General features: G+C 52.0%; 7 protein-coding genes, 10 tRNA genes and 2 riboswitches. All 17 genes read left to right on the top strand.

Annotation, left to right across the window (positions count from 1 at the left end; genetic code table 11):
* The first annotated feature begins 91 nt into the window (after positions 1 to 91).
* The 17 genes from IRJ17_RS01395 (at position 92) to IRJ17_RS01315 (ending at position 12,707) form a co-directional block, all read left to right on the top strand.
* Positions 92 to 167: transfer RNA gene (locus tag IRJ17_RS01395), tRNA-Val, on the top strand.
* A gap of 73 nt (positions 168 to 240) precedes the next feature.
* Positions 241 to 317: transfer RNA gene (locus IRJ17_RS01390), tRNA-Met, on the top strand.
* Positions 318 to 363: 46 nt separating this feature from the next.
* A tRNA-Asp gene (locus tag IRJ17_RS01385) sits at positions 364 to 440 on the top strand.
* A 40-nt stretch (positions 441 to 480) separates the two neighbouring features.
* Positions 481 to 556, top strand: a tRNA-Phe gene (locus IRJ17_RS01380).
* A 15-nt stretch (positions 557 to 571) separates the two neighbouring features.
* A tRNA-Thr gene (locus IRJ17_RS01375) sits at positions 572 to 647 on the top strand.
* 4 nt (positions 648 to 651) lie between these two features.
* Positions 652 to 726 (top strand) — tRNA-Gln (locus IRJ17_RS01370).
* A 5-nt stretch (positions 727 to 731) separates the two neighbouring features.
* Positions 732 to 807 (top strand) — tRNA-Lys (locus IRJ17_RS01365).
* Between the two features lie 63 nt (positions 808 to 870).
* A tRNA-Leu gene (locus IRJ17_RS01360) sits at positions 871 to 949 on the top strand.
* Between the two features lie 51 nt (positions 950 to 1,000).
* A tRNA-Gly gene (locus IRJ17_RS01355) sits at positions 1,001 to 1,076 on the top strand.
* Positions 1,077 to 1,258: 182 nt separating this feature from the next.
* A tRNA-Arg gene (locus IRJ17_RS01350) sits at positions 1,259 to 1,335 on the top strand.
* A gap of 237 nt (positions 1,336 to 1,572) precedes the next feature.
* Positions 1,573 to 2,526, top strand: a complete 954-nt coding sequence (locus IRJ17_RS01345; protein ID WP_122965618.1) for an AAA family ATPase — start codon at positions 1,573 to 1,575, stop codon at positions 2,524 to 2,526.
* Between the two features lie 14 nt (positions 2,527 to 2,540).
* Entirely contained in the window at positions 2,541 to 3,746 is a 1,206-nt protein-coding gene (locus IRJ17_RS01340) for a DUF58 domain-containing protein (RefSeq protein WP_242772884.1), read from the top strand.
* 4 nt (positions 3,747 to 3,750) lie between these two features.
* Entirely contained in the window at positions 3,751 to 5,985 is a 2,235-nt protein-coding gene (locus IRJ17_RS01335; protein WP_242772872.1) for a transglutaminase TgpA family protein, read from the top strand.
* 20 nt (positions 5,986 to 6,005) lie between these two features.
* A riboswitch (purine riboswitch) is annotated at positions 6,006 to 6,108 on the top strand.
* Between the two features lie 232 nt (positions 6,109 to 6,340).
* Positions 6,341 to 7,879 (top strand): glutamine-hydrolyzing GMP synthase, encoded by a 1,539-nt coding sequence (gene guaA / locus IRJ17_RS01330; protein WP_122965627.1) that lies wholly within the window; start codon positions 6,341 to 6,343, stop codon positions 7,877 to 7,879.
* Positions 7,880 to 7,968: 89 nt separating this feature from the next.
* Positions 7,969 to 8,070: riboswitch (purine riboswitch) on the top strand.
* 120 nt (positions 8,071 to 8,190) lie between these two features.
* A complete protein-coding gene (locus tag IRJ17_RS01325) occupies positions 8,191 to 9,567 on the top strand; it encodes an NCS2 family permease (RefSeq protein ID WP_063229610.1) in 1,377 nt (458 codons plus the stop codon).
* A gap of 284 nt (positions 9,568 to 9,851) precedes the next feature.
* Positions 9,852 to 11,147, top strand: a complete 1,296-nt coding sequence (locus tag IRJ17_RS01320) for a histidine--tRNA ligase (protein WP_173597809.1) — start codon at positions 9,852 to 9,854, stop codon at positions 11,145 to 11,147.
* A gap of 99 nt (positions 11,148 to 11,246) precedes the next feature.
* Positions 11,247 to 12,707: a M1 family metallopeptidase gene (locus IRJ17_RS01315; RefSeq protein ID WP_229049805.1), complete on the top strand. Its 1,461-nt coding sequence runs from the start codon at positions 11,247 to 11,249 to the stop codon at positions 12,705 to 12,707.
* The last annotated feature ends 2 nt before the right edge of the window (positions 12,708 to 12,709 follow it).

Raw genomic sequence — 12,709 nt, 5'->3', positions numbered from 1 at the left:
CACAAAGTGAAGTTGTTGCGTTATAGCAACACCGAACATTTTGCGGGGGGACCCAACAACTGGTTGGGACCCGACAAAAGTCGGGGAGCATGGAGGCTTAGCTCAGCTGGGAGAGCATCTGCCTTACAAGCAGAGGGTCGGCGGTTCGATCCCGTCAGCCTCCACCATTTATAAATTAGCAGGACGGTCAGTTGAAAACGCCGCGTTTTGTGGTGATGCTGACGTGTGAGTCCTAATCGTCGCGGGATGGAGCAGCTCGGTAGCTCGTCGGGCTCATAACCCGAAGGTCGCAGGTTCAAATCCTGCTCCCGCAACCAAATTTTCCTTGATGGAATGGAAGTACCCTTGGGTGCAACCAAACATGGAGCTGTGGTGAAGTTGGAGTTCACGCCGGTCTGTCACACCGGAGGTCGCGGGTTCGAGTCCCGTCAGCTCCGCCATTTTTTGAATAAAAGAATGGCATAAGATAAAAATCATTATGGCTCGGTAGCTCAGTCGGTAGAGCAGAGGACTGAAAATCCTCGTGTCGGCGGTTCGATTCCGTCCCGAGCCACCATTAGTAACATATCTTGCCGGTATAGCTCAATTGGTAGAGCACCTGACTTGTAATCAGGGGGTTGTGGGTTCAAGTCCTATTGCCGGCACCACCATTGGGGTATAGCCAAGCGGTAAGGCAACGGACTTTGACTCCGTCATTCCTAGGTTCAAATCCTAGTACCCCAGCCATTTGCGAGCCATTAGCTCAGTTGGTAGAGCATCTGACTTTTAATCAGAGGGTCGAAGGTTCGAGTCCTTCATGGCTCACCAGTTTTTACAATCAAGAGTCGAGTAGCACGATAGAAATATCGATGCGCTTTTCTGTTTTATCTTGCGGGTGTGGCGGAATGGCAGACGCACCAGATTTAGGTTCTGGCGGGAGACCGTGGGGGTTCAAGTCCCTTCACCCGCACCTTATAAGAAAAAGGATTTGCAGCCAGAGCAAACCTTTGTTCATGTACATGCGGACGTAGCTCAATTGGTAGAGCGTCGCCTTGCCAAGGCGAAGGTCGCGGGTTCGAGACCCGTCGTCCGCTCCATAGATGTTCTCGGGTCTCTCACCCGTTCCGGGTTTACCCTTGAAGAGCATCAAAGAAGAGTGTCACGGGTACTTCAGATCTGGCTTGTCGGGTAGCAAATCGGCGAAGTGGTGCCAGTAGAAGCGAGACCCGTCGTCCGCTCCATCATTATTCAACCGTTTCAGGTTGACTCTTACAATTAAGTGCCCTTAGCTCAGCTGGATAGAGCGTTTGACTACGAATCAAAAGGTCGGGAGTTCGAATCTCTCAGGGCACGCCATTACTTCATATGAAACCGTAGAGTAGGAACAATTCCTACTCTTTTTTGCATAATCTCGGCTGCATTCTTACAAATTTTAAGTAAGTTTTCCTTGTATCTCCCAATTCCATCTATTACTTTAGAATTACACTGTATTTTCAACATCAACAATACAGGTGATACAAGGGAAAACAGGTGACAACGAGAGTTTGTTACATGCGTGATGGAAGAATAAGATGGAACAGGAGATGTATCAACGTGAACCCAATTAAATTGGACCAAATGCATCCTGCAATTGCTAAACTGATCGATAATATAGAAAAAGTTTTGATTGGAAAACGTTCGGTAATCGAGATGATGGTCGCAGCGATTTTGGCGAATGGGCATGTTCTTTTGGAGGACGTGCCGGGTGTCGGAAAGACGATGCTCGTACGCGCTCTGGCCAAATCGATCGGGGGCGAGTTCAAGCGTATCCAATTCACGCCCGATTTGCTGCCGACCGACGTGACTGGGGTAGCTATCTTCAACCAGCAAACGATGGAGTTTGAATTTCGGCAAGGACCGTTGTTTGCAAACGTGATTTTGGCGGATGAAATCAACCGGACATCGCCAAAGACACAGTCCGCTCTTTTGGAAGCGATGGAAGAGCGCTCAGTCACCGTAGACGGCACAACGTACCGGTTGGCCAACCCGTTTTTTGTGATGGCGACGCAAAACCCGCTGGAATACGAAGGAACGTTTCCACTGCCGGAAGCACAGTTGGACCGTTTTCTGATGCAATTACGCTTGGGATATCCGACTGTAGATGAAGAAATGCGGATGTTGTCGAGATTCTCAGATGTGAATCCGCTCACAGAGCTTGAGCCTGTCTTGTCGGCAGCAGACTTGACGCAGCTCCAGAAAGAAGTTGCTGCGATCAAGGTGTCGGAAGGGGTAAAAGAATACATTGTGCGGCTTTGCCACCGTACACGTGAACACCACCATATTTACCTTGGTGTAAGTCCACGCGGGTCACTTGCCTTGTATAAAGCGGTGCAGGCACTTGCATTTGTACGCGGCAGAGATTACGTTATCCCGGATGATGTCAAAGAACTGGTGCCGTTAGTATTCGCCCATCGGATGATCGTGAAGCCGGAAGCACGTCTGGAAGGAGCAACCGTTGATCGGGTACTGACCGTGATCTTGACCGAAACCCGAGTGCCGGTGAGCTGAGGCGGTGACTGCGAATGAGACAGCAAAGATGGGGTAAGCTCAAAGCGGTCCTGCTTGTGGTGATCACCTATGTTTTCGCCAAATTTCAGGGCGGTTTTTCCAGCTGGTTTCTTTTTTACAGCAGTCTGGTGTTTCTGGTATATGAGGCTCTGGCGTATTTTCTCATGCTCTCTACGCTGGAGGTAGAACGCCACATCGATCGCAACCGTTTGCAGGACGGCGAGGACGTCGTTGTGACGGTTCGTCTGCGTCGGAGAATCCGGTTTCCGTTCGGGTGGCATATGGTTGTGGAGCCGTTGCCGGAGCGTCTCGCAGGCGTGTATGAGCCGCACAGACAGCTGATTTTTCCTTGGTTTAAAAAAGAGATGGAGTTTCGCTACGTCATTCCCAGTCTGCCACGCGGTTTTTACACGCTGGATCAGTGTGTTGTCAGCGGAGGAGATTTTTTCGGATTTTGCGAAAGGCGGAAAGTGTTTTCATTCCCCCAGGAGTTTCTCGTCTATCCACGCTATAAGGAATTGACGCATTGGGCTTTGGGCGATGGCAGCTTCAGCGGGAATGTCCACGTGTCACACAAGCGCTCCGACGACGTCGCTGCGGTAAGGGGCGTACGCGATTATCAGCGCGGTGACCGGCTGAGCCAGATTCATTGGCGTGCATCTGCCAGAGGGACTGGCTTAAAAACAAAGGAATTTGAGCATCAGGCGATGAATCAGGCTGTCTTTTTCCTTGATGTAGAAAAGGAAAGCTACGAGGGCCAGCCAGCCCAGCTTTTCGAAACGGCGGTAAAGCTAAGTGCAAGCCTGATCGCGTATGCCAACCGGAACCAGTATCACTACGGGCTGGTGTACAGGCAAAAGGAACGCATCTCGATTGCTCCGGCGCTGTCCCATGCCCACTTCCTGCGTGTGTTTGATCAGTTGGCGCGAGTCATGCCGCAAGGAAGCGAGTCGTTCGCACGGGTTGTAGGGCGAGAAGCGCTGGAACAGCAACAAGGTGTAACGCTGATTATCGTCACACCGCGAGTAGACAAAGACCTGGTCAATCGACTGATTGCGTTGTCGCAAAAAGGAAGAAGAGTGCAATTGTTCTACGTACATGCCGAAGCCACCATTTCCCAGGAGCGCAGACGAATGCTGCAACTGCTCGGCGGAAGCAAAGTATCGTGTACGTCTATCCACGTCGATGAACAAGAGTGGAAGCGGATAGGAGGTGCTTAGACTCATGAGCGTGTGGAAACGTCCAACGGTATGGCAATGGGTCTCGGCCCTTTTTCTGTTCCTGATGCTAAGAGAGTGGCTATTGCCTTTGCAGGAGCTGACAGATACAGGCATCCTTTGGCCTTTTTATGCGATCGTGGCCGGAGTGCTGATTATCGACGTAGCCATACCGTATCGCTGGATTACAATACCGATCAAAATGCTGGGCCTGCTGTGGCTTTTGCATGCTTCTTTGTTCGACACACCGCTGTTTGCGACGGATTGGCTGGCGGAGTTGTACGGGCAGATAGTTCATGACCTCCCGTTGGCTTTTCAGCAGGATTGGGCAGCGATGTCCATCTTGTCGCGAAATGCCTTGTTTGACCTGATGCTGATCGTTTTGATTACGATGCTGACGTACTTGGTACTGGAGCAGCGGCAAGGCTTATGGTTTGTCTTTTTGACAGAGCTGTATTTGGCTGTCCTTGATACGTTCTTGCCGTATGACGCCAGCGAGGGGATTGTGCGGACGCTCATTTTCGGGTTCTTGCTCCTGGCTGTCAGTCATTTGATGAAGATGACCAACATGGCTACCGTGGCAGAAAAAAGGAGTCGGCTTCTCTTCGGTTCTCTGATGGCTTCTCTCCTGATCATTCTCGTGAGCGTAGGCATCGGCTATGCCGCTCCGAAGAAAGCAGCGAGCTGGCCTGATCCGATTGCTTTTCTGATGGGCAACGGGAACGAGACGCCGACAGCGGTCATGAAAAAAGTTGGTTACGACAACAACGACGAGCGGTTGGGCGGACCTTTTCTGCAAGACAATACGCTGGTGTTCATTGCGACAACGAACGAGCGCAGCTATTGGCGCGGCGACTCCAAAGACCTGTATACAGGTGTAGGCTGGGAGAAAGGGGAACGCGATTACACGGCGATTCTCGACCCGCAAAACTACGAGTGGAAAAATGAACTGTTCCACGGGTTCGAAATGAAAAAGGTAGAAGCAACGCTGGAATTTAAAGGACCGCAGCAGTTTGCCACTGTCTTTTATCCGGGGCAATTGAACAAGGTGAGCAATTACGCTCCGCCGAATGCTACTGTCGTGTATGATCAGTTGAACCAACAGCTAGAGGTGCGGGCAGGCAAAATTAACCTGATCCAGTCCAGATCGCAAAATGGCAAAACGGAATACGCTCCTAACACATTGCTGCTCAAGCTCAACCAGTACAAGGTGAATGCAGAGGTTCCGGTTGTCAGCGAAAAGGCAGTGACCGAAGCGGGAACCGACTATCCGGAAGAGATCAAAGAGCGGTACTTGCAGCTTCCGGCAACTTTGCCGCCGCGTGTAAAAGAGCTGGCGAAGTCGATTACGCAAAATGCCAAGACCCCGTACGAAAAAGTCCGGGCGATCGAGAATTACTTGCGTTCGAGTGGAAAATATAAGTATGAAACGAAAGATGTGCCTGTAGCTGCGGAGGGTCAAGATTTTGTCGACCATTTTCTCTTTGACAGCATGAGAGGGTACTGCGATCATTTCTCCACCTCCATGGCGGTGATGTTGCGCTCTCTGGACATCCCGACGCGCTGGGTAAAAGGCTTCGCTCCGGGGGAGAGAGTAGGCAGCGACGATCAAAACCGCGACATCATGGAAATTCGCAACAAAGATGCCCACTCGTGGGTAGAGGTGTACTTCCCGGGTCACGGGTGGATTCCTTTTGAAGCGACCAGTACCTTTATCTCGCCAGTGCGATTCAACTACGATTTGCAAACCTCCCAACCGCAATTGCCGATCCCTGTGCCGGATCTGGGCAACCAGACTTCGCCAGACAGAGGAGACGGGCGCTTCAATGAGCTGGAAGAGGGAGATGCCGTCCCTGGGAAAAGCTTTTCGATTCCGTGGCAAGTCAATGCGGGGCTGGTGGTTGTGGCAGCCGTTGCGGGCTTCATGGCTTGGAGGAGAAGAAAAGACATTCAACTATGGTGGCTCCGAAGACAGATTGATCAACATAAAGGAAACAAGTACCAGGATCGTTTCAACTGGTTGCTTCGCGTGATGGAAAGTGTCTACTCACGCCGGCAATCGGGTGAGACTCTCCGGGAGTATGTAGGCAGAATCACGATTCCAGCCGACAAGCGGCAAGACTTGCGTTACTTGACGGAAATGTACGAGCGAACCGTTTACGGCTACAAGGAATTGGAACAAAAGGCACGTTCCGTGGCAGAGCAGCTGATCGAGAGATTGATCCGTCAACTGAAGCCTTGAACAAAGCCGTCCCATCTGCTAGAATGACGATCAATGAGTCTCGTATAATGATCAGGAATACGGCCTGAAAGTTTCTACCGCTGAACCGTAAATTCGGCGACTACGAGGAGAGCACTTCGGATTTCTGTACATGCAACCACACATGTGTACACAAGCTGGGACGCTGCCTCCGTATGAAAGATCGGAGTCACCGTCCCGGTTTTTTTGCAAATATGCGACAATTCGGCTTGTAGACGAGTGGGCATGATGCAGAACCGGGGGAAGCGGAAACTGTTTGACCATGCATCAAGCGAGGAGGTCGGCAAAATTGCAGCCGACACTCACGTCCTGTGCGTAACAGGAGAAGGGGGATATGATGGACAAGTCATTGGAAATGGTCGTCGTACTCGATTTCGGAGGCCAGTACAATCAATTGATCGCGCGACGCGTTCGCGATCTCGGTGTCTACAGCGAGCTGATGCCGTTCAATACGCCTGTAGAAAAAATCAAGGCAATGCAACCAAAAGGGATTATTTTCTCCGGCGGACCTGCGAGCGTGTACGAAGAGGGAGCGCCTAAAGTAGATCCGGCGATTTTTGATCTGGGCTTGCCAATCCTGGGTATTTGCTACGGCATGCAGCTGATGAGCCACATGCTGGAAGGAAAAGTAGAGCGAGCTGGCAAACGCGAGTACGGAAAAGCGGAGCTGCGTTTGCAAAATGCCCACAGCCTGTACGAAAAATGGGATGCGAATGAAATCGTCTGGATGAGCCACACCGATAAAGTAGTAGAGCTTCCGACTGGTTTTAGCGTAGATGCTGTGAGCGACAGCTGCCCGGTAGCGGCGATCAGCAACCCTGAGCGCAAGCTGTACGGCGTGCAATTCCACCCAGAAGTTCGTCACACCGTAAAAGGAAGCGAGTTCATCGGCAACTTCCTGTTTAACGTGTGCGGTTGCGAGCCTACCTGGAGCATGACGACTTTCATCGAGGACGAGCTGGTTCGCATTCGTGAAACCGTAGGCAACAAGCAAGTTCTGTGTGCCTTGAGCGGCGGCGTTGACTCTTCCGTCGTAGCAGCGTTGATCCACAGAGCGATTGGCGATCAATTGACTTGCATGTTCGTAGACCACGGCCTTCTGCGCAAAGGGGAAGCCGAAAGCGTCATGGAGACATTCGGTGAGAAATTCTCCATGAAAGTGATCAAAATTGACGCTCGCGAGCGTTTCCTGAGCAAGCTGAAAGGCGTTTCTGACCCTGAGCAAAAGCGCAAAATCATCGGCAACGAGTTCATTTACGTATTCGATGAAGAAGCAGGCAAACTGACAGACATGGACTTCCTGGCGCAAGGTACACTGTACACGGACATCGTGGAAAGCGGAACGGCGACAGCGCAAACGATCAAGTCCCACCACAACGTGGGCGGCTTGCCGGAAGACATGAAGTTCGAACTGATCGAGCCTTTGAAAACATTGTTCAAGGACGAGGTTCGCAAATTGGGTACAGAGCTTGGCTTGCCGGATGAAATCGTTTGGCGTCAACCGTTCCCAGGTCCGGGACTCGGCATTCGCGTTTTGGGCGAAGTGACAGAGGAAAAACTGGAGATCGTTCGTGAATCCGACGCGATTCTTCGCGAAGAGATTGCCAAAGCAGGTTTGGATCGGGACATTTGGCAATACTTCACAGCTCTGCCGAACATGACGACAGTGGGCGTAATGGGCGATGTACGCACCTATTCCTACACAGTAGGCATTCGTGCCGTTACTTCCATCGACGGCATGACAGCTGACTGGGCACGCATTCCGTGGGATGTTCTGGAGAAAATCTCCACGCGGATCGTCAATGAAGTCGACAACGTAAACCGCATCGTGTACGATGTCACTTCCAAACCACCAGCAACGATTGAGTGGGAATAAAATAAATCCGGATGTTCACCTTATTTCAAAAATGAACGTTCGTATTTTCGTTGACATTCGATATGTCACCTGATACACTTCTCAATGTGAACAGGTAATATAGGAAGGTTCGTATATTCTTGAGAATATGGCTCAAGAGTTTCTACGGGGTCGCCATTAACGACCTGGCTACGAACAAAATGTCGACGGGATGCGAGTTTGTTATTATTTTTGAAATTGTTCCCGGAGTGTTTTGTGAAGAGGCCAGGCGCATACTAATAGCGTCCGGGCCTTTTTTCATTGCCACTACCATAAGCATGGGGGGACTTACGGTGCGGAAGTACTTTGAGTTTGACAAACTGGGCACCAATTACCGCCGCGAAACAATCGCGGGCATCACTACTTTTTTGGCCATGGCGTATATTCTGGCTGTCAATCCGTTCATTCTCAGCGGTGCAGACTTGCCGCCGGATCTGAAAGCAAACTACCCTGAGTTCGGCGCTGTATTCACGGCGACAGCTCTGGCAGCAGCGATCGGAACGCTGCTCATGGGGATTCTTGGACGTTTGCCGATCGGGCAAGCACCAGGGATGGGACTGAATGCGTTCTTTACTTACACCGTCGTGTTGACGATGCACATTCCTTGGCAACAAGCATTGGCTGGGGTATTTGTCTCTTGTACGATCTTTTTGATTCTGTCCTTGACTGGCGTTCGGGAAGCAATCATCAAAGCGATTCCAAAAGGGTTGAAATATGCGGTTTCTGCGGGGATTGGGCTGTTTATCGCATTTATCGGTTTGAAAAACGCAGGCATTGTGGTTGCAAATGATGCGACGTTTGTCGCTTTGGGTCATCTGACCTTTTACCATGAAGGAATGAAGCCAGAAGACGTATTGGCTGCGAAAAATGCCTTGCTGGCAATCTTCGGTCTGATTGTTACGGTCGTTCTGCTTTCGCGAAAAGTGAACTCCGGTATTTTCATCGGGATGGTGGTCACAGCTGTAGTCGGGATGATCTTCGGTCTGGTCAGCCTGCCAGAGCAGGTTGTATCTGCACCGCCGAGCCTGGCGCCGACATTCGGTGCGGCGTTCCAATACCTCGGTGATCCATCTGCTTTGTTTACAGTGAACATGCTGATCGTTGTTCTTACGTTCTTGTTCGTTGACTTCTTCGATGCAACAGGTACTTTGCTCGGCGTAGCCAGCCAAGCTGGATTGTTGAAAGAAGACGGAAACTTGCCGCGTCCTGGCAAAGCGCTCGCTTCTGATGCGATTGCCGGTATGGCGGGTGCGGTACTCGGTACTTCGACGACTACTGCTTATGTCGAGTCCACGGCAGGGGTAGCAGCAGGCGGCCGTTCCGGTTTTACTGCTATCGTTACAGGCGTGCTGTTCTTGCTGGCTCTGTTCTTCTCGCCGCTGCTCGCGATTGTGACCCCGGCTGTTACCGCCCCGGCGCTGATTATCGTCGGTGTGCTGATGGCTTCGCATATCGCCCATGTGGCTTGGAACGATCTGGACGAAGCGTTCCCGGCGTTCCTGACGATCTTGTTGATGCCGCTCACTTACAGTATCGCAACAGGGATTGCGACTGGCTTCATCGTTTATCCAGTGATGAAGTTGCTGAAAGGCAAAGGGCGTGAAGTGCATCCGGCGATGTATGTTCTGTTCTTCGTGTTCCTGGCCTACTTCATCTGGTTGCGCGAATAGGATATTTTGGAAAATGGCTTCTCGTCTACTGGACGGGGAGCTTTTTTTGCGCTATGATAGGAAAAATCTTTTGATGTGGAGGGACCTCTGTCATGTTTAGCCAAATATCGTTCCTTCAACAGCATCACCACGGCTAGAGCGTTTGTATCTTCGGAAATGTTTCCGCAGGTGCAAGCGCTTCTTGTGCTTTGTGCCTGCGGTGGTGATTTTTTTGTAGCCATGCGGGCATGAAGTTGCCTCGCATGGCTATTTTTGTTGGTTCGAAAACAGAAAGGATGAGGGACATGGAAAACAGCGTTTTGAAAAGCGTGAAAGGAACAAAAGACTTTTTGCCAAAAGAGCAGGCGCAGCGCAACTGGATACGGCGCACGCTGGAGGCGGTGTTCGAGGCGTACGGCTGCAAGCCGCTGGAGACTCCGACATTGCAATACTATGAGCTGCTCGCATCCAAATACGGCGGCGGGGACGAGATTTTGAAAGAAGTTTATCGGCTGAGTGACCAAGGGGAGCGGGAACTCGCCTTGCGCTACGATTTGACGGTTCCTTTGGCAAAAGTCGTCGGGATGAACCCGGAGATGAGATTGCCCTTCAAGCGCTATGAGATCGGCAAAGTGTTTCGCGACGGTCCGGTGAAGACTGGACGGCTGCGGGAGTTTATCCAGTGCGACGTCGATATCGTCGGTACGTCCTCGATGCTTGCCGAGGCAGAGTTGATCAGCATGGCGTTTGCGGCATTCGCCAAGCTTGGGTTGGACGTGTACATCGAGGTAAACAATCGCAAGCTGTTGTCGGGCGTGTTGCAGGAGCTGGGGGTACCGGCAGAAAGGGCGGGAGATGTGATGCTGTCGCTCGACAAGCTGGAGAAAATCGGCGTGGAAGGGGTACGCGACGATTTGCGGGAGCGCCAGGTGGAGGAGCCGCTTGTTGCAGCGATCACAGCTTTTTTGCAAAAGGGGGCGCTGACTTTGGACGCTTTGGCGAAGCAGTTTTCCTCTGATACTTTCCGGCAGGGCGTACAGGAGCTGCAAGAGCTGTTTGACTACTTGCAAGGAGCAGGCGTCTCTGGCGAGGTGCGCTTTTCGCCGTTTTTGGCCCGCGGCTTGGGGATTTACACGGGCACAGTTTACGAGATTTTTTTGCAGGATCGAAGCATTGCCTCAAGCATCGGCAGTGGCGGCAGGTTCGATGAGATTATTGGGCGGTTTTTAGGCGATGGGCGAACATATCCGGCAGTGGGCATCTCGTTTGGGCTTGATGTGATTCTGGCGGCGCTCTCCATGCGGGAGGCAAGCGAGCGGGCAGCCGCTGACGTTTTGGTCATCCCGCTCGGCACCGAGACGCTTGGCCTTGGGCTGGCGAATCGCCTGCGTGCGAGCGGTCTCCGGGTCGAGCTGGAGCTTGCGGGCAGGAAGCTGAAGAAAGCGCTGGACTACGCAAACAAGGAAGGGATAGCCTACGCGCTGATTTACGGCGAAAATGAAGTGAACAGCGGACAGGTGATCGTGCGGGACATGCGGCAGGGCAGTGAAGAGGCAGTAGCACTCGATTCTGTTTCAAGCTGGTTGTCCAGCAGACTGTAAAGGAGATAGCCTTTTTTTGCCACTTTCGTTACGATAAAGAAAAAAGGGGGCGAAGGCATGCGGAAATGGGCCTTTTGGCTAGGATGCAGTTGCTTGGTGATGAACTTGGGATGGCCAGCTAAGGCAAGCGAGGAGCCGCTTTTGCAAAAGCCGTTGTATCAGGCGAATGTCCACATTGATCCAGTGAAAAAAGAAGTGAGCGGAAGCATAGCCATCACCTTTTGGCCGAAAGACCCGAAACATGCCTACCTTCATCTTTATCCGGACGTATTTACGAAACGACAAGATGGAATGCTATGGGAGGAACTTTTAGGCAAGGAACCTGGACTTGGCACGTATGATAGTAACAAGCTCACAGTCGACGGAAAAGCGGTTGCGGGCAAAAAGACTGGGCATATTTTGGAGATACCGCTTGCAGCAGAAGGAAAACCGATAAGCGAGACAGGCCCGCACAAAATCGAGCTGAATTTTGCGATGAAGCTTCCTCACAACGACGGGAGGATGTCATACGATGAGCACGCGATCTGGCTGGGCAACTGGCTGCCGATTCTCGCCGTGTACGATCAGGGCGGGTGGCGTCTCGATGCGTACGAGCCTGTAGGCGATCCCTTTTACAGCGAGGTCGCAGATTACGAGGTCAACGTCACTTTTCCAGCGGGCTATCAGTGGGCGAGCACGGCACCCGATAAAGCAGCAGAGGTGATTGCGCCGTCAAAAGGAGAAAAAACGGCACGGCTGCGCGTAAAAGATGTGCGCGATTTTGCCCTTGTTGTCATGGATGCGAGCTACCAGAGCACAGAGAGCAAAGCAGGAGATACAGTAGTTCGCACTTGGTGGCGCCAAGGGGATGACGTGCAGCAAGCCAAGCAAAACCATCAGGCGGCTGTTTCGTCACTGGCGTATTTTCATCAAAACTTGGGGGCATATCCGTACACGGAGTACGATGTGATTCGGACAGGCGGGGCGATCAACGGGATGGAGTACCCGGCTTTGGTGTTTCTGGACGGGCGGCATTTTCTGGCGAATGCAGAGTACGCGATTGATACGGTGGTGCATGAGACGGCCCACCAATGGTTTTACGGATTGGTCGGCAACGATCAGCTTCGCGAGGCGTGGCTGGACGAAGGCTTTACTGAATATGCAACGATCGCCTTCCTGACGGAACAGTATCCGCTACACGGTGCTGAGCGCGTGCGCAGGCGGCTTGCCAACGGGACGTTTGTTCCGCTTTACGTAAAAGAACATCAGCGGCCGTGGCAGGCTCTCACCGAGTTTCCTGCCAATCAATACTATAGCGATCTCGTTTACTCCAGGACAACCTCCATGCTGTGGCTGTTGCGGGGAGCTTGGGGAGAAGAGCGGCTGTATGATGTTTTGAGACAGTATGTGGCGACTTACCGTTACCAGCTTGTCAGCGGCGAGCAATGGAAGGCGTTTTTGACAAAAGCGGCTGGCGAGGACGCGAGCGCATTTTTGGACTATTGGATGAATCTGGACATGTCCCAGCAGGAACAGGCAGCGGCCTGGCTGGAACGACAACGCGAAAAGCAGCAAAAGTAAGC

The sequence above is a fragment of the Brevibacillus parabrevis genome (assembly GCF_022701015.1).
Taxonomy (GTDB): Bacteria; Bacillota; Bacilli; order Brevibacillales; family Brevibacillaceae; genus Brevibacillus; species Brevibacillus parabrevis.
The sequence above is the reverse complement of the archived record's forward strand: the minus strand, read 5'-3'. Positions and strand labels throughout refer to the sequence as shown.